Origin of the sequence: Ureibacillus sp. FSL W8-0352, from assembly GCF_038004345.1 — a bacterium.
In the GTDB taxonomy this organism is placed as follows: domain Bacteria; phylum Bacillota; class Bacilli; order Bacillales_A; family Planococcaceae; genus Ureibacillus; species Ureibacillus thermosphaericus.
Genome location: NZ_JBBOQT010000001.1, coordinates 2,993,622 through 3,018,208, shown reverse-complemented (window position 1 = coordinate 3,018,208; position 24,587 = coordinate 2,993,622). Strand labels below are relative to the sequence as shown.

At 38.0% G+C, this 24,587-nt stretch carries 20 protein-coding genes and 1 pseudogene; 7 read left to right on the top strand and 14 right to left on the bottom strand.

The window, feature by feature from the left end; all coding sequences use genetic code 11:
• Positions 1-551: 551 nt before the first annotated feature.
• From NST98_RS15230 to NST98_RS15190, 10 genes and pseudogenes are all read right to left on the bottom strand, one after another.
• Positions 552-1,364: a hypothetical protein gene (locus NST98_RS15230; protein WP_340715468.1), complete on the bottom strand. Its 813-nt coding sequence runs from the start codon at positions 1,362-1,364 to the stop codon at positions 552-554.
• Positions 1,361-1,669, bottom strand: a complete 309-nt coding sequence (cas2, locus tag NST98_RS15225) for a CRISPR-associated endonuclease Cas2 (protein ID WP_040764400.1) — start codon at positions 1,667-1,669, stop codon at positions 1,361-1,363. The genes NST98_RS15230 and cas2 overlap by 4 nt, the downstream gene beginning before the upstream one ends.
• A 20-nt stretch (positions 1,670-1,689) precedes the next feature.
• Positions 1,690-2,112 carry a type II CRISPR-associated endonuclease Cas1 gene (gene cas1 / locus NST98_RS15220; RefSeq protein ID WP_340715467.1) on the bottom strand — a complete coding sequence of 141 codons (423 nt, stop codon included), beginning with the start codon at positions 2,110-2,112 and terminating at the stop codon, positions 1,690-1,692.
• Positions 2,113-2,231: 119 nt separating this feature from the next.
• Complete coding sequence (locus NST98_RS15215) at positions 2,232-2,546, bottom strand: CRISPR-associated endonuclease Cas1 (protein WP_340715466.1); 315 nt, start codon at positions 2,544-2,546, stop codon at positions 2,232-2,234.
• A gap of 174 nt (positions 2,547-2,720) precedes the next feature.
• Positions 2,721-5,845 (bottom strand): annotated as a pseudogene (gene cas9, locus NST98_RS15210) (type II CRISPR RNA-guided endonuclease Cas9).
• 302 nt (positions 5,846-6,147) lie between these two features.
• Positions 6,148-7,518 (bottom strand): RsmB/NOP family class I SAM-dependent RNA methyltransferase, encoded by a 1,371-nt coding sequence (locus tag NST98_RS15205; RefSeq protein WP_340715465.1) that lies wholly within the window; start codon positions 7,516-7,518, stop codon positions 6,148-6,150.
• 75 nt (positions 7,519-7,593) lie between these two features.
• Complete coding sequence (locus NST98_RS17355; RefSeq protein ID WP_445684061.1) at positions 7,594-7,818, bottom strand: helix-turn-helix domain-containing protein; 225 nt, start codon at positions 7,816-7,818, stop codon at positions 7,594-7,596.
• Positions 7,819-8,105: 287 nt separating this feature from the next.
• Positions 8,106-9,158: a DUF4179 domain-containing protein gene (locus NST98_RS15200; protein ID WP_340715464.1), complete on the bottom strand. Its 1,053-nt coding sequence runs from the start codon at positions 9,156-9,158 to the stop codon at positions 8,106-8,108.
• A complete protein-coding gene (locus NST98_RS15195; protein WP_340715463.1) occupies positions 9,142-9,693 on the bottom strand; it encodes a sigma-70 family RNA polymerase sigma factor in 552 nt (183 codons plus the stop codon). Before NST98_RS15195 ends, NST98_RS15200 begins: the two co-directional genes overlap by 17 nt.
• Before the next feature lie 209 nt (positions 9,694-9,902).
• Positions 9,903-10,697, bottom strand: a complete 795-nt coding sequence (locus NST98_RS15190) for a carbon-nitrogen family hydrolase (protein ID WP_340715462.1) — start codon at positions 10,695-10,697, stop codon at positions 9,903-9,905.
• Between the two features lie 160 nt (positions 10,698-10,857).
• Here NST98_RS15190 and NST98_RS15185 point away from each other — a divergent pair, with 160 nt between their 5' ends.
• The 6 genes from NST98_RS15185 to NST98_RS15160 all read left to right on the top strand — a co-directional run bounded on the left by NST98_RS15185 (position 10,858) and on the right by NST98_RS15160 (position 20,018).
• Positions 10,858-12,048: a pyridoxal phosphate-dependent aminotransferase gene (locus tag NST98_RS15185; protein WP_340715752.1), complete on the top strand. Its 1,191-nt coding sequence runs from the start codon at positions 10,858-10,860 to the stop codon at positions 12,046-12,048.
• A gap of 191 nt (positions 12,049-12,239) precedes the next feature.
• The gene (locus NST98_RS15180) at positions 12,240-14,837 is read left to right on the top strand and encodes an ATP-dependent Clp protease ATP-binding subunit (RefSeq protein WP_340715461.1); all 2,598 of its coding nucleotides are present in this window, start codon (positions 12,240-12,242) and stop codon (positions 14,835-14,837) included.
• 450 nt (positions 14,838-15,287) lie between these two features.
• Positions 15,288-16,655 carry a dihydrolipoyl dehydrogenase gene (lpdA, locus tag NST98_RS15175; protein ID WP_340715460.1) on the top strand — a complete coding sequence of 456 codons (1,368 nt, stop codon included), beginning with the start codon at positions 15,288-15,290 and terminating at the stop codon, positions 16,653-16,655.
• A gap of 125 nt (positions 16,656-16,780) precedes the next feature.
• Entirely contained in the window at positions 16,781-17,716 is a 936-nt protein-coding gene (locus NST98_RS15170) for a thiamine pyrophosphate-dependent dehydrogenase E1 component subunit alpha (RefSeq protein ID WP_210730732.1), read from the top strand.
• Between the two features lie 30 nt (positions 17,717-17,746).
• A complete protein-coding gene (locus NST98_RS15165; RefSeq protein ID WP_168411819.1) occupies positions 17,747-18,781 on the top strand; it encodes an alpha-ketoacid dehydrogenase subunit beta in 1,035 nt (344 codons plus the stop codon).
• 16 nt (positions 18,782-18,797) lie between these two features.
• Positions 18,798-20,018, top strand: a complete 1,221-nt coding sequence (locus NST98_RS15160) for a dihydrolipoamide acetyltransferase family protein (RefSeq protein ID WP_340715459.1) — start codon at positions 18,798-18,800, stop codon at positions 20,016-20,018.
• A gap of 133 nt (positions 20,019-20,151) precedes the next feature.
• Here the strand turns inward: NST98_RS15160 and NST98_RS15155 are convergent, their stop codons facing one another.
• Complete coding sequence (locus NST98_RS15155) at positions 20,152-21,246, bottom strand: nucleotide kinase (RefSeq protein ID WP_340715458.1); 1,095 nt, start codon at positions 21,244-21,246, stop codon at positions 20,152-20,154.
• Positions 21,247-21,281: 35 nt separating this feature from the next.
• Entirely contained in the window at positions 21,282-22,469 is a 1,188-nt protein-coding gene (locus NST98_RS15150; protein ID WP_340715457.1) for a glycine C-acetyltransferase, read from the bottom strand.
• Between the two features lie 237 nt (positions 22,470-22,706).
• Between NST98_RS15150 and NST98_RS15145 the strand changes: the two genes are divergently transcribed.
• Complete coding sequence (locus NST98_RS15145; RefSeq protein ID WP_340715456.1) at positions 22,707-23,204, top strand: GNAT family N-acetyltransferase; 498 nt, start codon at positions 22,707-22,709, stop codon at positions 23,202-23,204.
• A gap of 106 nt (positions 23,205-23,310) precedes the next feature.
• Here NST98_RS15145 and NST98_RS15140 read toward each other — a convergent pair whose 3' ends face one another.
• Together NST98_RS15140 and ybaK are read right to left on the bottom strand one after the other, a co-directional pair.
• Positions 23,311-23,958: a YczE/YyaS/YitT family protein gene (locus NST98_RS15140; RefSeq protein ID WP_340715455.1), complete on the bottom strand. Its 648-nt coding sequence runs from the start codon at positions 23,956-23,958 to the stop codon at positions 23,311-23,313.
• Between the two features lie 57 nt (positions 23,959-24,015).
• Complete coding sequence (gene ybaK / locus NST98_RS15135; protein WP_168411827.1) at positions 24,016-24,501, bottom strand: Cys-tRNA(Pro) deacylase; 486 nt, start codon at positions 24,499-24,501, stop codon at positions 24,016-24,018.
• Positions 24,502-24,587 lie beyond the last annotated feature (86 nt).

The following is a 24,587-nucleotide window of genomic DNA, read 5'->3' as shown; positions in this document are numbered from 1 at the left end:
ATCATACTAAGTGAAATCATGACTGAAGAGTACCGAAACGGTTGTACCTTCTTTTGTTTTGGAAGCAATATTCAACTATACCGAAAAACTGGTGAGTACCGAAACCCATCATTAAGAAAATTAACTGAGTTAATTATTCAACTATACCGAAAAACTGGAGAGTACCGAAACGGTTCGAGACTGGCGAATATCAAGAAAGTTGTTCAACTATACCGAAAAACTGGTGAGTACCGAAACATTGCTGTTTTGAACTCCAACATCATAAAAGTTCAACTATACCGAAAAACTGGAGAGTACCGAAACCCAATGCTTGACGCGCTTTTTCGCCATCATGTTCAACTATACCGAAAAACTGGAGAGTACCGAAACCTCAATTTTCATTATAGCAGAATCATAAAAAAACGTTCAGTACTCTGCAAAAAATTTTTTAAGATTAGGCGGAAACTTAGTGAAATCAATATCCCATTCAATCTCCAATAATTTTAAAATTACATACAGTACTACAATGTGTGTTCTGTGGATATCATTGAAATCTAATAAAAACTCCCCCTTTATGCCCACCTTATCCACAGACTTAACAATAACTCTTTCGTTTTCAAAAAATCCTCATTTTCGATTGGAATAGGAATAGTATTAAATACTTTTGATCTTAGCATTTCCACCCTTGCTTCATTAATCACTTGACCTTTTAAAATAAAATTGCTTCTTCCTTCCACATCATCAAGAATTGTGATGATAATCGCATAACAACCTCTATTCATTAATTGTTTTAGTATCAATAATAATTCCTCAATTTCTTGTTCATCCGCATACAATTCAGGTAGCTCAATAATAATTAGAAGTCGCTTTGTAATTTCCTTTTCTAATAGTAACTTTAAAGTAAGAAGTTTGGAATCAATAGGAGTTAGTATACCTTTATAACTTGATAAAATGAAGAAATCCTTTAAATTCGATTCATCAAACTCCTTTAATCTAAACTGTAAATCAAACTTTTCCAATATTGTTCTATTTATTATTTCCTCTTCCTCTTTAAGTACTTCCCATTCTTCTAATATAGATTCGTATTGAGGAATTGCAGCTAGAAATTCAACAATCTTTTCATGAATTATTTGTAGCGGGGATTTCGTATTTACCTTATCTAACTGCAACGATTCATTAAATGGTATCATTAAACATTCCCAATCTTTTTTGTTTATTAATTCTCCATCTTCATAAATCTTCACTTCAGAAACTCGGTTAGTAAAAAAGTCGTTGATTTCACGAGCAATTTTAAACCATGTTTTATGAGATCCTTTCATAATTGTGATAGGCCCCATATCCAACGTTACACAATTATCCCACGTATCAATTTGCCATAACCTCATAAAATCACCATCGATTCATTACTTATGGTTGATTCTTGTAAACTTTTCCCTCCAACTAGGACCTGCATATTTCCATATTGTTTTTCCGTTACAGCCATAATTCGAATGGAACCTTTTGAAGGCAAATTTCTTTTTAACCGTTCTGTATATTGCATTAAGGAATCACGATTTGGAAAAATTTTTACATACACTGAAAATTGCAACATAATAAATCCGTCTGAAATTAGCGTTTTTCTGAATTTTGAGTAAATTCTTCTTTCAGCTTTTGTATTCATTGGGAGATCAAAAAACAAAAGCAATCTCATAAAGTTATATGGCGATCCCATCAGCAGGATATTGTAATTAAATCGACATCTCTGTTATTCATCGCTTTTATAAACGATTGAATAAACAGATCGATTGCATTTAATACTGTTTGTGTTTGACCCCCAATGTTTATTTTTGCACTTAGTCGTGCAATAAGCTGTTGCTTCATTTCTCTAGTTAAGTAATCCTCTTCTTTTACACTTAATACTACCCATAAATCGATAACCGGCCTGAATACTTCCATACAATCATCTACCAAATTGAATGCATTGTATTGATTGCGGTGACCAATTCCTAACGCTGGGTGTAATCCATGAGCAGTTACTGCCCTGGCAACACAAGAGCGCAATACAATGTAACCATAATTTAATGCTGAATTAAATGCATCGACAGCTCCTCTTTCTCTTCTAAACGAATCTCCTAACAATTCTTTAAAATACAATGAATGCTGCTATTCCTTCTCTATTAGTTGCATCCCCAGGCTCCACAGAATTTGCAAATTGAATCATTCGTTGAATAACTTCTGGGTTTTTCTTTAAAAGCTTTAAAATCGAAGTTTGATTATAAATTTTTATTTGTACGATTTTTTTCCACATATTGTTTGTATAGCATTCCATAGATTCTATAGTGACTGTATAAACTAAGACAAAACATATTTGGGTTATGGGTTTCATCACAAAAAATTAATAAAATATGGTATTCCGATAATTTATTTATTAATCTACCAGTCACAGTCGTATGTTGATTATCTACTACAATTGAGTGAATATCAGAAAGTGGTATTAAAATTTCTTGATCGTCTTTTATTACTTTCAAATTGTCTAAATATAACCTCATCTCTTCGGCTTCTGAAATATAGACAATTCGCCAGCTCAAAAATTTTCCTCCTTCTTACAAAAATTAAAATTTTTAACAGTAAATTGTAAAATAAAAGAGCCTTCAAAAATGAAGGCTCTGAGTTCGGGATAAACCCTTGTTTCGGTAGGTTCTCCCAGTTTTTCGGTATAGTTACGATAAATATTTATCGTAACTATACTATAACATCAAAGCTCATTTTTGTAAAGTAGTCTTAAAATCCTCTTTTTCAATTTTATACCGATTTCCAAGAACATCGACGTTATATTTTGTCAATTTTTGAAGAGTAGGACCAATTTTTATAAAAATCCTTTTATCACCTTTTTGTTTAGCTTTATAAACATGGTCTGCTTCTAAAATATTTTGCCGAGAGTTTGCATCTCCAAGAAGAATGTATTCAAAAGTTTTTTCTTTTTTCTCTATTGAAAATAAATCATTTCGATATAGACTAAATTGGAATTCATATGAACCATCAATATTTTTATAAGGTTTCTTTTTTTCTTCTTCATATTTTTCCATATCTAGTATCAATTTGTTTCCTTTGTCTTTAAACCAATAATAAGGTACGCCCAAATATTTATATTTCCCTTCTCTATTTTTATAAACATCAATTCTAACACTTTTTATACTTCTTAAAATAACTCTATGTTGTGTACCGGGATAATATTTAGAAATATCTATATATACTCCCAACTTTTCTTCATAATATCTTAAAAATTTTACTGGAATTTTCCCATCCTTCATTATATATCCATGTTGTTCATAATACTCTTTAAACGGATTATCAGCATATTCATATTCCTTAGCAATTTTCAATAGTAAATCAAATAGTTCAGGGTTATACTTAGCAATGAAAAAACTATCTCGTTTTGTTCTCATTTTCTCAATTAGTTTTGCTGCATCCTTTTTATTGAGAGTATAAATATTGTCAGATTTTCCTACAACATATTCTTCTCCGTTTACTACTCTCGTACTATATATTGTTTGGTTTGATACTTTTCGATTCCCTTTTCTATCAACTTTGTGAGAATACTTGATTTTAGATTCATAATTCATGAGGCTTCTTATAAACTTATAGATATCCTCGCTAAAGAACTCTTTTTCAGTTAGAACCTCACCAGTCCTACGATCATAAAATACGCCAGTTTCATTTACACCAAAGTTTTGGAAAAATTTAAAGACTGGTAGTTTCCCTATCGCTGCTACAATTAATGCATCAATCGCGTGGTGTGCATAACTGCTATTTCTATCTTTATTCATTCTTGCTCGGCGTCGAATTGCGTTAGTGAATCCCCCCTAATCGATAAAACTGTTGTTGGTATGTTATGATGTTTAAAGTATGAACGTAGATTCATGGAAAAGCTACGTACTGCGTATCTTGTATCTACTAAATTTCGATTAATAAATTGTTTTTGAAGTTCTTCGTTATTCATTATGTCCCGCTGTTCCAGTAAATATTCTCTCTTCTTATTAGAAATTTTTCCGCTATTATAAAGTTTCATCACATCTGCTCTGAATTCTTCGAAAGTTCTTTTTGCCTTTGGAGAACTTGTAAGGTAATGGAATGGCGTTCGCTGCCCTTTTTCCTGGTTTTCCTCGCGATAACAGAGCACTTTATTTTCTTGACTATCGTCAAAGGAAATAGAAATCGGTATGATGTGATCAATTTCAAACTTATAAAAGTCTTGTACAATATCATAAGGATTGATTCTTTCTCCAGAATATAAGCATTGTCCATCTTGGGCATCCCATAATTTTAAGGCCAAACGTTGCTTAGGTTTCAAATTTAATTCTTCCAACGTTGAAACACTTAAAATTTCAGCCACTCTCTTTTCAAATTTCTTTTGTTTTCTTTGATTTTCATCATTTTTTCTCTTCGCTTCTTCGCTGTTATTTTCTCGTGCTGTTTCGATGACTATCGAATCCATCTCACCATATACTTCTCGTACTTTATTTACAATTTTAATTGCTTCTCGTTGCGCTCTTTTTGCAACTGTACTTAATATCGCAGTATCATCAAATTTAATCTTCTTTCCATTGGATATATTTTGATATCGTTTGCTTTCAAGTCCTAGTTCGCTAAATAGTTCCATTTGGTTTTTATTTGTTTTCCATAAATCTGGTAAAATTAATTGGATAGCCTTTTTTGAAAGCGCATGGTAGCCTTTAAAATCAGTATTTTCCTTCAAAGCAGCTATAATTTTTTCGTTTGTATCCTCATCAAAGCCAGCCAAATTTGTCAAAGCTTTCTTTAAATCATTTTCTCTTCTTTCATAAGATTTTTCTGCTGTGAGAATTTCACTAATTTCATCTAGTAATTCAACGTTATCTAAAATTTCTTTTGGTAAATCATGTTCTTTTACTAATTTTAATATATTCTTGTATCCTTTAAATTCCGTGAAAATGGGTTTTTCATTCTTCAAATCTACTCTATATCCTCTCACATCCTTATCTTTTGGCAGCCCTTTATATTTTAAAATTCAATCTATTGTAACCTTCTGGCCCTTCTTAACAATTTCTTCAACTATATATTTTTTATCTTCCTCAGTTAAATACTCCCCATTTACTTGCAATTTATTTAAGTCACCGTTTAATAAATCATACAATTCCGCTGTAAATGACATTTTTGCAATGCGAGGTTGATCCGAGAAATAAGTACATTTCCCTCTCATTTTCTCAATCATCGACATCTCATGGAATTTCCCATTTTTTATAAAATATCTACCGTAAATGGTAGGAGATTTTTTAGATCCAGGGCCATCATAATAAGCTCTTCTTTTTTGAACTAACTCAATATACTTTTCAATAAATTCATCATTGATTTCTTGATGGAATTGGGCTTGTCTATTTAAAATAGCTCTTGCTTCCTTTATATAATCTTCCGTTCGGAAACGGTTCTCATGGGAACGAACTAATCCTTTTTTCAATCTTTCAAACTGTATTTCACAAACATATTTTGTTTCTAGTTCCTTACTATTTCTTTTTAATCGTTCTTTTGTTGATAATTCTCCACCCGTTTTTTCTTCTTCTAAAGGAGCATCTAGTACGGTACCCCTTCTTTTTACAATGTGATAAAGACCAATTGCTAATTCTTCCAACGATACTTTTTCTTTTAACGCTTTGTATCTAATTTCATATGGATTTCCTGTGCCGATGCAATTTGTCGGTATACCAAACTCTTCAAATAATTTTTTAGCTCGCTCTAATCGATGGTTTCTTCTTCTTTTTAATCTTCTTGCCCCCCGAAATCCACGTCGCTCTTCATTGGCATTTCTCGTTGCTTCCTCAAATAGTCTGACACCCGCATCAATTATCTCCATTTTTTCAGTGTCTATAATCCCCCAACCAACTGATGATACCCCGATATCCAGACCTAGTACTTTACTCATAACTTCCCTTCCTCCACTAATTATTTATACTTATATATTATCCTATAATTTACATCTATTGGAAGGAAATTTACAATTTTATAAATAAAAACACCTCCCAAAGCCAGAGCAGCCTCGAGAGGTTAATTCTAATGTATGTAGAATTTTGAATTTGTTGCTACATGTAACAGGAATTTCATGATTCGCGGTGAAAGTTTAGCGTTATTCCCCCAACTCTTTTCGTAAGATAAAAACTAATTCCCCATCCACCGCAGTCCTTTTGGGTAATGGTTTTTCATCATATTCCCCGCGAGTTTTCCCCAACCAATCGAATAACCATCAACGGTGATTAAGTGCCATCCTTTTGGACCGCTAGCTTGTAAAACTTCTCCTTTCAAATAGGAAATGATTTCATCCGAATCCGCGGAAAGATTCGATACGCTTTTTGCTTCATCCTTTCGTAAAGCCAAGGCAAGGGCATGGGAAGGCTCGAAGCGGTTCTTTTTGAACGTTCCTAAATGCAATCCTGGACGGAGCACCTTTAATTTTTCTAATGTTGGTACTTCTTCAGGCAATCCATACAATTGGTCGTTGAAGGCAAGGAAATATCCAAAAGGCATGATATTTAATGTTTCGCCGGCAAAATCCTGGTACGCCTTCATCATTTTCGGGTCCAGTTTTTGTTTCGGATACTTCATGCGAAGCGCCTCGTCCCCGTCCTTCTTTTTTAGCACCGCAATATAATGCCCTTCCCCTTTCACAAGATGAGGCCATATGCGAATCGTTTGTTCAATATTTGAGGCTGCATTTTCCACCCAATCCGCTCTTCCTTGGCTAAAGCCTTCATACACTTCCACTTGTTCAATCTCGAAGTGTGGATACTTTTCAAGAAAGCGGCTGATCGTTCCTTCATTTTCTTCTGGAGAAAAGGTGCACGTAGAATACACAAGACGACCACCTGGTTTTAACATGCTTTGCGCATACTCAAGAATATCGTCTTGTCTATTGGCACAAAGAGTTACATTGTCGGGACTCCAATGCAAGCGAGCCTCTTCATCTTTTCGAAACATTCCTTCTCCAGAACAAGGGGCATCCACTAAGATTCGATCAAAAAAACTTGGGAAACGCGTTGCTAAACGTTCCGGTGTTTCATTGGTCACGATGGCATTTTTGATGCCCATTCGCTCGACGTTTTGCGATAAAATTTTTGCCCGTTGCGGATGGATCTCGTTCGAAACAAGCAGCCCTTCTCCATTCATTTTCGATGCAAGATGTGTAGTTTTCCCGCCCGGTGCTGCACATAAATCGAGAATGTATTCCCCTGGTTTGGGATCTACCAATTCCCCTACCGCCATCGCACTTGGTTCTTGGATATAATATAATCCCGCTTCATGGTATGGGTGTTTTCCTGGACGTTCATTGTTAGGATAAAAATATCCTTCCTTCACCCAAGGGATTTTCTCAGTCGTAAAAGGGTTAATTTGTAAAAATTCATCTATTGAAATCTTTAGTGTGTTAATGCGCAAGCCTTGATTTTTTTCTTCTTCGTAACTTCGAATAAACGCATCATATTCATCTTGTAATAATGTTTGCATTTTGTCTTTAAAGGTTTGTGGTAGATTCAATTTGTTCACCTCAAAAGTTTAGTGCCATTGAATATATTATCATTCATTTTAAATTTTGGGGTGGAGAACATGTTTTTATTTACAGTATTTATGGCTATGTTTACTGATATTGTGACAATATTGCCACGTTTTATAAATATATTGACAGTCCATGTTTTTAACGGATTTGTGGTTAGAGTGAAAGACCGTTTCACCAAAAGCTTCATACTTTCGAACCCATTGTTTTAAAGTGCTTTGGTGCATTTTATATTGACGAGCAAACTTTTCAAATGAATAATCTCCCGTTAAATATAAATAAATCAGTTTTTACATGAACTTTTTAGGATACTTGTAAAAGGTCATAATGAAAGCCCCCTATTAGGTCAGATGAATTTTTATTTTTTCATCTGTCTACCTAATAGGGAGCATATCAAGTCGATAATTTTTTGAACAGCCTTAATTCTTAAAGTAATATTTTCTTTAAACCCTTTGCTTCTGTGGTGGTCACATCAAACGCGCCTCCTCGTCGCAATTTATCTGCGGCTAAGCTCTTGCGACAGCCGCAAAGGGGGCGTCTCAAAATGACTTTTCAGACACCCTTTCAATTATTAAGGTATTTTCACTGTAAATGATTCAAATTTAACATCTTTTACTGCACTATAATCCTTTTCGATATATTTTCCGTTTTCATCTACCCCTCCACCACTAGATGGAATCACTAAATATGGGGTAATGGTTAATTCCGTTACCTTTGAGTCAATTGGATCAAATTGCTTTGTACTTTTATACACGATGGTATCTTTCATTCTTTCCCCTGTCACTCCGCCTGAAAGGTTTGTCAGTTTGTTACCATCTTGGTCTACTACTCGGAAATCGATATAATGCCCTCTCGTTTTATCAAAATCGCTCTCTTTTTCAGAACTCACAAAAGATACACTGACACCTGTTTTACTTATGGACACTTCTGTTACCGTAAGTTGTATGCCATCTACTGTTTGTTTATGTTGAACAGGAATTGTTTTTATGTCTTTTATTTTTTGGATTGGTGTTGAGAAATGCCATTTTTCACCCTTTTCTCCTTGAAGCGTTAGCCCCAGTTCAAATTGGTCAGGCATGTCTTCTGTAATGTTGATCGTTTGAATGGCTGTACGAGTTGTTGCTGATACTATTTCTTCTCCATAAGAACCTGTAACTGCTTTAGGCAATTTTCCATTAATCGTAATATCCATGCCAGCACCGAAATAATGTTCACCTAATTCCCTTTCAGACTCAATAATGAGGCCGATTGTAATATTGCTCTGATCATACAGAACTTCATTTAAAGTAACGGATATTCCATTAACCGTTTGTGTTTCGCCAATTTCGTCGATTAACCCTTCTTGGTAGGCATGTTGTAAACCAATAAAGTCGGAATCACCAAAAACAGAACCAATTAACGGTATTTTCGATAAACTCGTTGCAATCGCAGGAGAATATTGAGCTGAAATGAATAATCCAAATGCTGCAGCGACACTGCTTAAAAGATAAGTTATTTTTCTTTTATATAAAGGAGTTTTCACCTTTCCATCTATTTGCTCTTGTGCTTGAGCAATTCCAGTTCGAATCGCCAATCGAACTTCGTCTTGCGGAAACACTTCGAAACGATCATATTGTTCTTTCATTGAACTTATAACTCCTTTCTAATTCATTTTTTAAATGTTTTTTTGCTCTTCGCAAATAGGTTTTGATTGTTCCAACCGGTTTTTCCATTACTTCGGCAATATCCCGAATGGACAGGTCGTGATAGTAAAATAAAATAATCGAAGTTTGATACGATTCATTTAACTTTGATAATGCTTCGCCTAAATGTAAAGTATCAGATGGCAGCTCCTGTTTGTGTTCCATTTTCCTTAATAGTTCCATTTCATCGTACGGAATCATTCGATCGCGTTTCTTTAATAATTGGTAGCATTCACGAATGAGTATTCTGAAGAGCCATGTTGAGAAATATTCGGGATTTCGCAAATCTTTAATCGCGAGAAATGCTTTGCAAGCTGTTTCTTGTATGACGTCCAGTACGTCTTCTTTCCTTCCTACATAGGAAAGCGCTTTGTAATAAAGCATTTGTTCTTCCTTAATTAGCAATTGTTCAAAGGCTGTCGCATCTCCTTTGATTGCTTTTTCTACTAGTTCGATATCATGTTTCACTCTCTTCATCCTCCTTTCATTAATTAGAGCTTCAGGGATAATGGAAAAGTTTCAAAGGATTAAAGTTTTTTATCAACAGTTAAAAAGTCCCTATTTCATAGATCTAATAATTGCCAACTCCTGAAAAATCATCGCCATTCGAAAAAATTACGTCCACTCAAGATTCGATAACCAATAAAAAACCGAGCAATTTCCTACAATGCTCGGCTCACTTTCCTTTACTTTTGCTCTACTACTTTCCCATATAATTCTGGACGGCGGTCGTCATATACCGGAATTCGTGTGCGAACTTCATCCGCTTTTGAGAAATCTACGTCAATGACCGCCAACTCCTCATCTTCTGCACCAGTCCATAACACTTCACCCCAAGGTTCAATCACCATTGACTGTCCATTAAAGTTTTCCGGTTTGCGAGAAATTCGATTTACTGCCACAACAAAACATTGATTTTCAATGGCACGGGCTTGCAAAAGTGTTTTCCAATGATCAATTCTTGGTGTCGGCCATTGAGCAGCAACGAACAACACTTTTGCTCCCGCTAGTGCATGAGCGCGAAGCCATTCAGGGAAACGGATATCATAGCAAATCACAGCCGCTGCCGGAAGATCCCCCAAATCAAAGCGGTTCATGGAATTCCCCGCTTCCAAATACTTTTCCTCATCCATTAATCTGAATAAATGAACTTTGCTATATTCACTCACCAATTCCCCATCGCGGTTTACCACATACATTGTGTTATAAAATTTGCCATTTTCTTTTATCGCTACAGAACCACCGATAATATGTATTCCTAGCTCACTGGCAAGGTGTTGAAGAAAAGCTTTTGTGCGGTTGCCATTTTCATCCGCCAACTCCTCCAATTTTTCAAGAGCATATCCTGTATTCCACATTTCAGGTAATACCACAATGTCAGCGCCCTTACTTGCCGCTTCCCGAATCAACTGTTCCGCCCGCTCGTAGTTTTCCTCCACTTTCCCAAACCCGACATTCATTTGAATGCAACCAATTTTCATCTTGAATCCCCCCTAGACAATTATTCAAGAAAATAATAATATTCCTACATATCTACTTATAATTATAAACTGGAATTTTCTTAAAATACAGGATGACAGATTTTGAGAATTCAATAAGTTGTACATTCACCAACTAAATCAATAAGAAAAGAGGATGCAAATGGAATTATCCGATAAACTACAAAAACTTCCTACTCAATTTTTTGCTTCCCTTGTGCAAAAAGTGAATAAAGCGATTGCTGAAGGACGGGATGTGATCAATCTCGGACAGGGAAATCCAGATCGACCAACACCTACTCACATCGTCAAGGCGCTTCAAGAAGCAGCAGCCGACCCTGCTACTCATAAATATTCCCTTTTCCGTGGCATGCTAGAATTAAAACAAGCCGTAAGCAACTTTTACAAAAGGGAATACAACGTAGACATCGATCCAAATGAAGAAGTGGCCATTTTAGGCGGTGCAAAAGTCGGATTGGTCGAGCTTCCGTTGTGTGTGTTAAACCCTGGCGACTATATGCTGCTACCGGATCCAGGCTATCCGGACTATTTATCCGGTCCGGTGTTGGCGGATGTTCATTTTGATACAATGCCATTGCTTGAGGAAAATGATTTTCTCCCGGATTATAACACTTTACCTGATGAAATGAAGAAACGGGCAAAATTGATGTATTTGAACTATCCAAACAATCCAACGGGTGCCACTGCCACTTTAGAGTTCTTCAATAAAACGGTGCAATTTGCAAAAGAACATGATATTACCGTTGTTCACGATTTCGCATACGGAGCACTTGGATTCGACGGGGAGAAACCAGTGAGCTTCCTGCAAGCGGAAGGGGCAAAAGAAGTTGGAGTAGAGTTCTATACATTATCCAAAACTTATAATATGGCCGGCTGGCGTGTCGCTTTTGCGGTGGGTAACCGCGACATCATTGAAGCCATCAACTTGTTGCAAGACCATCTGTTTTGCAGCCTCTTCCCTGCCGTACAGCAGGCAGCCGCTTATGCATTGAACAGCGATCAATCTTGTGTGGAAGAACTGAGAAGCATTTACGAATCCCGCCGCAATGTGCTGGTGGAAGAAGCCCGTCGGATCGGATGGAACGTAAGAGCGCCAAAAGGCTCCTTCTTTGCATGGTTGCCGGTTCCGGAAGGGTTTACGAGCCAAGAATTTTCCGATTACCTATTGGATAAAGCGGATGTGGCAGTCGCAAGCGGCAACGGATTTGGCGAACATGGCGAAGGCTATATCCGGGTGGGGCTGCTTGTGGAAGAAGAGAGGCTCCGAGAAGCCATCCGCCGCATTGAAGCATTAGGGATTTTCCAAAAAGAAATAGCAAAAGTTCAAAAATGATATCACTCCCCTTCCCTTTTTTAAGAGAAGGGGATAAATTTTTACCCTCTCTGCCAGCCCTGCATCTCCAAAGATTCCCCCGACTGAATCTTCAATTGACAAAAAATTCAGAAATAAGATTGATTTTCATATGATTTTTCGCTTACGATATATTTACAAAGATTGCCTATTCCACAGCAAAGGGTGATAACATGACTGCCAAATATACAATCGCAGTTAAAGAAGGAATCCTCCATGCAAAGAAACTTGCTCGAAGCAAACAAAACTATCAACTGGATATTCCTCATCTATGGACCGCTTTATTACAGCCCAACAACTTTGCCTATAACTTTTATCAAGAATTTAATATTAATATGAACGAGCTTATTCAACTAGTAAATAAAGAAGTAGATAAAATCCCCTCTTTAGCAGGTACGAATATCGCTTATGGAGAAAAAGAAAGCCAACGACTAAAAAGGCTGTTTAAACAAGCGGAGATTGAAGCGGAACGGCTACGAGATCGCTTTATTTCTGTTGAGCATTTAATGATTGCTTTGTTCGAACAAGATTTTAATCCAATTACAAAATATTTAGCCGAACATCATGTAACGAAAGAATCCATATATGAAAAATTACATCAAACTCGAAACGGACAAATGGTCACATCCGACAATCAGGAGACGCTATACGACGCATTGAACAAATATGCAGTCAATTTGAATCAAAGATATGTAGATGGAAAAGTTGACCGAATCGTTGGAAGGGAAAAGGAAATCAATGATATTATCCGCATTTTAACAAGAAAAAATAAAAATAATGCGATTTTAATAGGCAGCCCTGGGGTTGGAAAAACCGCCATCGTTGAAGGGTTGGTTCAAAAAATTGTGAACAAAGATGTTCCAAATAATTTGCTCGATAAAGTCGTCTATAGTCTAGATATGGGCTCCCTTCTTGCTGGGGCTAAATATCGCGGGGAATTTGAAGAAAAATTAAAAGCCGTATTAAATGAAGTGAAACAATCAAATAATCAAGTCATCCTCTTCATTGATGAAATTCATACGATCGTCGGTGCGGGACGAACAGAAGGCTCCATGGATGCAGGAAATATATTAAAACCGATGCTTGCCCGAGGTGAACTTCGCTGTATTGGAGCAACCACACAAGATGAATATCGGGAATATATCGAAAAAGATAAAGCGTTGGAGCGCCGTTTCCAACGTGTGATCGTCAATGAACCGTCGATTGAAGCAACCATTGAAATTTTGCAAGGCATTAAAGAAGACTATGAATTATATCACGAAACCTTTATCACTGATGAAGCCATCGAAGCTGCCGTTAAACTTTCAAAACGATACATCACCGACCGCTTTTTGCCAGATAAAGCCATTGATTTAATGGATGAAGCAAGTGCAGTAAAGCGGATTTCCCTAAATGAAATCCCCCACTCCATCAAGAAAATCAACGAACAAATTTTGCAATCAAAAATCGCCCTTTATAAGCAAGAATTGGAACCCAACCCGGCATTTGAGAAGTATGCCATTGAACAGAAGCTAAAAATTATTGAAAACGAAAAAGAAAAAATGGAAAGACAATGGGCAAAAGAGCTGGAAATACTCCATTTTACGCAGCGGGAAAAAAGAAATTTGGCAAGATTGCATAAGTTATATGAAAAAGCGGTAAAGAATAATAATGAAGTCGGCCAAATCGTTCAATTGGAAACCTACGATATTCCTGCATCTGAAAAGAGACTAAAAGAGCTCGAACAACAATGGGGTCTATTAAAGGAAAGCAAAACCTTCATCGATAATGTAGTGACCGCTGAAGATATCGAGCGCGTCGTGGAGAGACTAACTGGAATTAAAATTACAGGTGTCATGAAAAATGAACGGGAACGACTATTGAATTTGGAGAACGAAATACACAAATACATCGTGGGACAAGATGAAGCGGTGAAAAAAGTAGCTCATGCCGTCTTGCGTTCAAGGGCTGGAATTAAAAACCCAAATAAACCAACCGGCTCCTTCCTGTTCCTTGGACCTACAGGTGTCGGCAAGACGAAACTGGCGAAAGTACTGGCAAAAGTGTTGTTCGGTACAGAGCTGGATATGGTACGGCTGGACATGTCAGAGTATATGGAAAAACATGCAGTCGCAAAACTCATTGGTCCTCCGCCGGGATACGCTGGCTATGACGAAGGGGGCCACTTGACGGAAGCGGTCCGGCATCGTCTCCATTCCATCATCGTCCTCGATGCAATCGAAAAAGCACATCCGGATGTTTTCAACATTCTATTACAAGTGCTCGATGAAGGAAGACTTACGGACTCCCAAGGTAGGACGGTGGACTTTAAAAATACAATTTTAATTATGACAAGCAATATCGGATCGAAACTACTATTGGATTCGATAGAAAAATATAATGTTATTACATCTGAAGCAAGACAAGTGGTCATTAACGAATTGCGCTCCCATTTCAAGCCGGAATTTTTAAACCGGATTGATGAAACCATCATTTTCAACCCATTGGTGAAAGAACAAATGGTGGCAATTGCCGAAATCATGATGAAAGAACTCAATGAACGATTAAAAGAAAACAAATTAATTTTGCACACAACTTCGGAAGTTATACAATGGATTGCGGAGAATGGCTACGACCAAATTAATGGCGCACGGCCAATTCAGCGGTTTATCGTCCAACATATTGAAACACCACTGGCTCGGGATATTATCGCCAATCAAATTGAAGAAAATGTCCGTATTACTATTTCCATCAAAAATAATGAACCGGTTTTTCTTTACGAACCGATTTAATTTCTACTTTCAAGTAGGAGGTTGTCCAGAAAGTCGAACACTTTCTGAACAGCCTTACTTCTTATAGTAATATTCTCTTAAAAACTTTGCTCCTGCGGTGGTCACATCAAACGCGCTTCCTCGTCGCAATTTATCTGCGGCGTAAGCTCTTGCGACAGCCGCAATTTATCTGCGGCGAAAGCTCTTGCGACAGCCGCAATTTATCTGCGGCGTAAGCTCTTGCGACAGCCGCAAAGGGGGCGTCTCAAAATGACTTTTCAGACACCCCCTTTCCTAAACTACCATCCCATCAAATATCGAAAATAGTTATTTTCAGCAATGGGGTTCCAATAATTCTCAAAAAATCTATAGACGGATATTTTAAAATTCGCTAAAATTAATTTACAATCATTTCATTATTCCGAAAATTCTAACTTTTGCAATTCATACGAAAGAAAAGAAGGTGATTCCTTGAAAACTTATGATGTACTCATTATCGGAGCCGGACCCGGTGGATATGTTGCCGCAGAAGAAGCTGCACAGCTCGGTAATTCAGTCTGCGTGATTGAAAAAAATGCCATTGGTGGCTGCTGTCTCAACGTCGGTTGCATTCCTTCCAAAACTTATTTGCAATACAGCCATTGGTTGTCCGCTGTTCATGCTCTTAATGCAAACGGTTTATCAGTTACAGTGAATCAAATTGATTTCCCCTCCGTTGTGAAAAGAAAAAACAAGATTATCTCCACCTTGCAATCCGGTATTCACTTGACGTTTAAAAAGAATGGTATCCAATATATTACAGGTGAAGCAAAATACGTAGAAGGAAAAATTTTCGAAGTGAACGGAGAGCGATACTACGGAAAAAATGTGTTACTTGCCATGGGCGGTGCCCCCTTCGTCCCAAACATCCCAGGATTAAGCGATGTAGATTATTTAACGACGAACACCTTTTTTGACATGGAAACATTGCCTAATCAATTGACCATCATCGGCGGCGGGGTAATCGGTGTTGAATTGGCCTATGCCATGAAAAGATTCGGCGCCGATGTCACGATTATCGAAGCCGCACCGGACATATTGTTGACGGTTGATTCGGAAGCCCGTTCCATTGTGAAAGAAAAGCTTCAGAGGATGGGTATAAAAATCATTACGAAGGCTTCCGTCCAAAAAGTGAAAAAAGGATGCGTCCTTCTTTCCATCGAAGAAATTCCTTTTGATCAACTGCTGGTGGCAACAGGCAGAAAACAAAACTTGGAAATCCCGTTAGCAATGGGACTTGAATTGGACGAAAGAAAACATTTTGTCAAAGTAAATGAATATTATGAAACAAGCATGAAAAATGTTTATGCCATTGGCGATTTAATTGGCGGTTATACATTGGCACATGCAGCCAGTGCGGAAGGCATAAAAGCTGTTCGTGCCATAAATGGAAAAAAAGAAAGGCCTGTATCTCCATACAGTATTCCTCGCCCGCTTTTCATCGAACCGGAAGTTGCTGAGTTTGGGATGAGCGAAGAAGAAGCAAGACAAAAAGGCTATGACGTAATCGTTGAAAAAATGCCTTTTTCATTTAATGGACGAGCCATTGCTGCCAATGAAACAGAAGGCTTTGTCAAAATCATATCCGAATCCAAATATCGGGAAATATTAGGTGCCGTTATTGTCGGCCCCAACGCAGCAGACTTAATTCACCAAATTCTAGCAGTTTATGAATCCGAAGGTACTGTTGATGAATTGGCAAACACAGTCTTCGCTCACCCTACTGTATCCGAGTTAATCCAAGAAACAGCAAAAAGAATTTATAAAACATCAATAAATTTAAGGAGGAATCAAGAATGACGCAAGAAGCAAAAGGCATGCCTAAATTGTTTGCGAGTGTTGATACGTCGGTGAAAGAATTGGTAGATTTAGAGATTCGTACAGCTACGGATACAGCAGAATTAACGAAAGATAAGGCAAAATCCATGTATAAATCAATGGAGGATATCCGCAATTTTGAAGAAAATGTAAAACGTTTCTTTACTGCCGGAGAAATTCCAGGGTTTGTACACTTATATGCTGGTGAGGAAGCAATTGCTGTAGGTGTTTGTGCTCACCTATCCGATGAAGATTACATTACAAGTACCCACCGGGGACATGGCCACTGTATCGCGAAAGGCGGCGATTTAAAAGGAATGATGGCTGAAATCTTTGGCAAAGCCACAGGACTTTGCAAAGGTAAAGGCGGTTCCATGCACATTGCCGACATGGATAAAGGAATTTTAGGCGCCAACGGAATGGTTGGAGGCGGTTTCGGACTGGCAACAGGTGCGGCCATGCGCAACAAATATAAGAAAACGGACCGGGTTGCCGTTTGCTTCTTCGGTGATGGTGCAGCTAATGAAGGTGTATTCCATGAATGTTTGAACATGGCATCCATTTGGAAGTTGCCGGTGATTTTTGTATGTGAGAATAACCTTTTCGCAGAATCCACTCCACAATGGTATTCTTCCGCTTCCCGCACAATCGCGGAAAGAGCTGCCGCCTACAATATGCCTGGTGTTCGGGTGAACGGAAAAGATGTTGTCGCCGTATATGAAGTAGCTGGCGAAGCCATTGAACGCGCACGCAGAGGTGAAGGACCAACGTTAATTGAATGCGTCACTTACCGGAACCACGGACACTTTGAAGGTGACGAACAAAGTTACAAAGCGCCTAGCGGAGAAGAAAAAGAATGGGCGGAAGTGGATCCGCTTGAAGTATTCCGTCAATACGCCATCGAAAACGGCTTGTTGACTGAAGAAGAATTGGATCAATTGAGGGAAGAATCCGTTCGCGATATTGAAGAGGCGATTGAATTCACGAAAGAAAGTCCAGAACCATCACCTGAATCACTCTATCAAGATGTTTTTGCGGACTAATCTAAAAAACTTGGAAAGGAGTTATAGAGAATGGCTAGAGAAATTTTGTTCATGAAAGCAATCAATGAAGCGCTTGATCAAGCAATGGCAAAAGATGAAAACATCATTTTATTAGGTGAAGATATTGCAGGAGGAGCGGAAGTCCAACATTTGGAAGAGGCCAACGAAGATGCTTGGGGCGGTGTAATGGGCGTAACCCGCGGCCTTGCGCCAAAATACGGCCGTGAACGAGTCATCGATACGCCACTTTCCGAAATGGGTTATATGGCTGCGGCTGTAGGTATGGCTGTTACTGGTTTGCGTCCTGTAGCTGAGCTGATGTTTAGCGACTTTATCGGCTTTTGCTTTGACTCCATCATCGGACAAGGTTCAAAAATGCGCTACATGTTCGGGGGAAAAGCGAAAGTCCCAATGACAGTGCGCACAATGCACGGTGCAGGGGTGAACGCAGCAGCTCAACACTCCGGCTCCTACTACGGTTTATTCGGTTCAATTCCTGGCGTCAAAGTCGTTGTCCCTGCAACACCATATGATGCAAAAGGTCTTCTCCTCTCCGCTATTGAAGATGATAACCTTGTCATCTTTTCGGAAGATAAAACATTGTACGGAATGAAAGGCGAAGTACCGGAAGAATATTACACAATCCCAATTGGCAAAGCTGCCATCAAACGTGAAGGTAAAGACTTGACAATTGTTACCATTGGAAAAATGTTGTACGTCGGCTTAGAAGTTGCAGACATTTTAGAAAAGGACAATATCTCAGTCGAAGTCATTGACTTGCGCACTGTTGCACCATGGGATGAAGAAACAGTACTGGAGTCTGTGAAGAAAACAGGCCGCTTAATTATCATCGATGAATCCAATCCGCACAACAACACGGCAACTGATATAGCTTCAGTTGTAGCAGACAAAGCCTTTGATTATTTAGATGGACCGATCAAATGCGTATGCGCGCCAAACACACCTGTTCCGTTTGCTGCTAATCTTGAAAAATTATATATCCCAGATGCTAATAAAGTATTGACAGTAGCGACAGAAATTATCGATGACTTGAGAGTTAAATAGAGAGGGGTGATTCATCATGGCTACGGAAATATTGATGCCTAAGCTAGGCTTGACGATGACAGAGGGTACAGTGGAACATTGGTTTGTAAATGAAGGGGATGAAGTTCATGCAGGTGATGCAGTGGCGGAAATCAGTTCAGAGAAATTGACCGGTGAAGTCGTTGCACCAGAGTCCGGTACAATCATTAAAATTGTCGCTCAAGTAGGAGATGTCGTACCAAGCAAAAAGCCAATTGCCTTTATTGGAAAACCAGATGAACAAATCAACTTCCCTTCTCCATCATTAAGTGTAAAAGAACCGAAAAAAGTAGAAACAGCAAAAGCAGTTTCAACCGCAAAAACGGAGATGATAGAAAAAGAAGCTGGAGAACGAATCTTTATTACGCCGGTTGCCCGTAAAATGGCAAATGAACTTGGCATTGATATTCGTAACGTAATAGGTACTGGCGGTAATGGACGCATTACTCGATTAGATATATTAAGATATCAAGCTTCCATGGAACAAGCAGCTCCTTCAATAGAAAATGCACCATCCACACAATCAGTTTCCTATGGTGCTGGACTATCCGGAATGCGCAAAACCATTGCTCAACGGATGATGCGCAGTGTTCAGACAACCGTTCAAGTAACAAACCATAGAAAAGTGGATATTACGGAATTAATGAAATTCCGTGAAGAAATAAAAACAAAAGTAAAAGAACCGCTCACAAATGGCGAGTTAAGCATCAATACCCTATTAACAAAAGCGGTAGTTTTAGCCTTAAAAGATACGCCGGATATGAATGCTTGGTATCATAACGGCGAATATATCCGCGTAGATGAAGTGCATATTGGAATGGCAACGGCAATCGAAGAAGGTTTAGTCGTTCCTGTTATTAAAAATGCGCATCTCATGTCCTTATCCCAACTCGGTGCAGCTATTCAAAAAGTAACAACAGAAGCACGACAAGGTTCGCTTGATGGAAGCCTCTATAGCGGTTCAACCTTTACGATTACCAACTTAGGCGGCTATGAAATCGAATACTTCACACCAATCTTGAATACACCGGAAGTAGGTATCTTAGGTGTGGGGGCCATCCAAAAAGAACTGGCACTAGAAGATGGCCAAGTTGTAGAAAAATTAAAATTGCCTCTCAGTTTAACATACGATCATCAAATTATAGATGGTGCACCTGCTTCTGAGTTTTTAAGTAAAATTGCTGATTATTTGCAAGACCCTTATCGTTTGCTTTTATAAAAAATAAAAGGAGTGATTCATTCACTCCCCTGCCTCCTTATATATAAGGGTTCCTAAAGAGATTTTCACTCTTCACCCAATTCTTTAACCCTTGGTTTCTCACAAGAGAAATCCAAGGGTTTTAAGTTGATCGTTAAAACAAATGCGCAGATTGCGTTTTCCATTTTGATAGATTCGTTGATAAGTCAATAATTTCACGCATTTCTTTTTCGGCCTCTGCATACAGTTTTGCGTAGTTTGTTGCATGTTGAATTGCATTCCGATATTCTTTTGAAATCTCTTGAATCTTCTCTTCTGCTTCTTCTGTTAGTTTACAATGTTTTACAATATCAACAATCTGATCACCGGCTCTTCCATCTTCAGGGAAGTATTCATGGGGAGCGGTACTATCAAAAATACAAAGCTTTAATTCTGGTAAAATAACCATGTCAATTGATTTTGAATCTAGTCCACACCATACTTTTTGTACATCAAATCCCCGTTTTAGCGCATCTTGAGTTAGTTTTTTTAACATGCTGGATTTGCCTGTTCCCGGTAGCCCTTTAATAAAGTATCTTCTTTCTAAATTTCGCGTAATATTTTGCAAATAATCTCTTGCCCCATTTGGCGTAAGCGTTCCGAATAATCGATGAGTTAACACCCCTTTTTTATTAAGAAGCATGCCATCAAAAATTTGATCAAACAGTTCATCCCGATGTTGTTCAAGCCCCTTCCAATCCATATGAGACTGCGTCTGTTCTTCCCACTCATCATGTATTTCAATGGCGGATTGGAGCGAAGCAAAACATTTATTATGCCATTTATTTATTTCTTCAGAAAGCTCCTTTATTCGTTGACCATGCTTTTTAAGTGATGCCTCATCTAAACATTCATAAAAGGAAATAATTTGATCGCGAGTACCAAGGTGAGTCGGTTCAATAGAAGGAGTGGAACTTTTGAGGAATAACGTATGGATGTCTTTTATGAATACTGCTTGAATTGTATTTTCAAAAAGAGGATCATAGAAAAATTCAATATCATGTCCTTTGTTTACATAATGATAGCCAATTTCTTTCAATAAATTGGATACATTAAATCCAAAAATTCCTTTTAAAAAGTAGACTTTATCGGCTTCCTTGATAATCTCTTGATACAGATTTTTCATTCCTTGCCCGGTCATCGCCTGCCCGAAAAACTTCGTAATGGAACCTTTCAAATGATCATCCTTTCTTATTGGAATGCCAGGCACCTCTAATTAGATTTTGCAAATTCAATCCTTTACACCTAGATTACGCCTAGTTCACGCCCCACTTTTTCGTAGATTGAAAGTGCTTTATCTAGCATTGCTTTTGAATGTCCTGCTGTAGGCATATTGCGAATACGCCCTGTTCCCCTAGGCACTGTAGGATACACAATCGCTTTCGCATAAACACCTTCTTCCAGTAGACGCTTGGAAAACCGTTGCGTCAGTTTTTCTTCTCCAATGATGCACGGAGTAATCGGCGTTTCCGAATTTCCAATATCAAATCCAAGCTGTTTTAATCCTTCTTTGAAATAATTTCCATTCTCCCATAATTTCTCTGTTAGTTCATTTGAATCCATTAACATATTTATCGCCGCAATGATAGCCGCTACATCACCTGGAGGCACTGCCGTTGAAAATAGAAACGGACGGGAGCGCACTTTCAGCCAATCGATTAACTTCCTTTTTCCTGCCACATATCCTCCGACAACGCCAATCGCTTTTGATAATGTACCAATTTGGAAATCAATGTCTTTCTCTAACCCAAAATGTTTTACCGTACCTCTTCCTTTTCCAGTGACCCCTGAACCGTGAGCATCATCGACATAAGTGATGAGATTAAATTCCTTTGCGATTTCCACAATATCCGGAAGCTTCGCCAAGTCCCCATCCATTGAAAACACGCCATCTGTGATGACCATGATTTTTTGATAACGTCCGCACTCTACAGCTTCCTTTGCTTTTTTCCGCAAATCATCCATATCAGAATGAGTATATGCAACAATATGTGCTTTTGATAATCGGCACCCATCTATGATGGAAGCGTGATTCAATTGATCCGATAAAATGCAATCATCTTTTCCCATGACAGCTGAAATGGCGGCCATATTGCAATTGAACCCAGATTGATAGCTAATTGCCGCTTCTGTTCCTTTAAATTCTGCTATCTTTGCTTCCAATTGATCATGTAAATCTAGCGTTCCATTAATTGTGCGAACCGCTCCTGCTCCAACTCCATATTGATCGATAGCGCGTTTCGCCACTTCCTTTAATTCTTGATTCGTCGCTAATCCTAAATAATTATTGGAAGATAAATTAATTAACCGTTTACCATTGATTTGGATTTCAGGACCATTTGCCCCTTCCACCACATCAATTTCGTTGTATAACCCTTGGCTTTTCAATTGCTGTAAGTTTTCTTCAAGAAAAGAATCTAAAGCTTTCGCCAATTTTGCACCTCCAGACCAGGTTTCTAGAAACAATATATGATTCAAACTATAGATTCTTTTCTAGTCTTGATTAACTTTTCCGTTTGAAACGTACTTCGTAATAATATGAAGAATTTTATGACTACATCTAACTCGAGAAAATCATATTGTAGTTCCTTTCTCAAACAATAAAAAGCGCATATGGAAGTTATTTCTTTTATACTAGAAATAAAGAATAAAGATAAAAGGATGACGATAATGACAATGATATTTCGAATTGCTACCCTTAATGATTTGCCAATTATTGTGGATATCTATAATTCTACAATTCCAAGTAGAATGGTTACTGCCGATATCGCCCCGGTATCAGTTGAAGATCGATTAAATTGGTTTCATGAACATCACCCTGAAAAAAGACCTTTATGGGTTGTAGAATATGAAGGTGATATTTGTGGTTGGGTAAGTCTTCAATCGTTCTACGGAAGACCCGCTTATGATGCCACTGCTGAAATTAGTATCTACATTCACGAAAACTATAGAGGGATAGGACTCGGAAAAAAGATTCTAAGCAAAGCGATTGAGGAAAGTCTTAAGTTAGAAATCGATACACTAATCGCTTTTATCTTCGGACATAATGAACCTAGCATTCGCTTATTTTCAAGTTTGGGTTTTGAAAAATGGGGGCATTTACCAGAAGTTGCTAATTTAGATGGTGTGAAAAGAGATTTAGTCATTCTTGGGAAAAAGGTAAACTAAATTTACGACATGAAAAAAAGCACAAAAACCCAAGAAATACTGATAAAATATTTCTTGGGTCTTCAATTGAAATATTCAACTATTCAATTCTCGCAAACTCTCATGATTACTGATGAATAAGCGGCTTTTCCTCTTCTATCACTTCTTCCCCGATGCATTTTGTCAATAGTTTTTGGCAGTAAGGTAATGAAAATTGCACGATATAGCCAGAAACAATGGCAATAATGATTGTACCAACGCCAAGTGGACCACCTAACATCCATCCAATCACGGCAACGACTAATTCAATAGAGATGCGAGCTACTTTAATGCTTCCGCCTAATTTTTCTACAATCCACATCATTAAACCATCTCTAGGACCAGAACCTAAATTCGGTGATATGTACATACCCGTACCAAAACTTAGAACAAAAATTCCGACAACAAAATAGATCAGTTGGAAGGCAAATGACTCCGCATCGGGCAATAGCCAATAAAAGAAATCAATAAATGCACCAATCAACAGCATGTTTAACCATGTTCCGATCTTCGGAAAACTTCTATACATCAACGAAGTAAATACCAAAATGACAAGTCCCGTAATGATTACCCAAGAACCAATCGATAAGCCGATTGTTTTATACAAGGCAATATGCAACACGTCCCATGCATTAACCCCTATATCCTCTCCTTTAATTACCATCGCAATTCCTAATCCCATGATAATTAAACCGACAATGTAAAATCCCCATCGCCATGAATATTCTCTTCTCATTGAAAATGCGCCTTCTTTCTATCTATTAAATCTTTTTCATTATTTTATTGCAAAAGATCATGGTTTCGTAACCGGAACAAAAGTAGCATTTACTACATTCGCCAAATCGTTAGGCGCCAATTGTATTTGCAGTCCAATTTTCCCGCCGCTCACGATGATATAATCGAGTTCTTTTGCCGAATGTTCTATGAAAGTTGGAAACAGTTTTTTCATTCCAATTGGTGAACAACCACCTCGTATATAACCAGTTGTAGCAAGTAAATCTTTTAGTGGTAGCATCTCTACTTTCTTTTCCCCCGCCACCCGAGCTGCTGCTTTTAAATCTAACTCTGCCTCAACAGGAATGACAAACACATAAAATTTCTGAGTACCTGCTGTTGTCACAAGCGTTTTGTAAACGTGATTTGCAGGATGACCGATTTTCTGTGCAACGGATACTCCATCAATAGCTCCTGCTGTCTCATAAGTAATCGTCTGATAAGGCACCTTTTGTAAATCTAATAACCGAATTGCGTTCGTTTTTGCGATTTTCTTTTTAGCCAACCCTTCATCACCTTCACTTCCAATGAATGTAATTTATATCATAACAAAAAATTTCAAATTTCTGAAAGTATGATTCTGAAATTCTT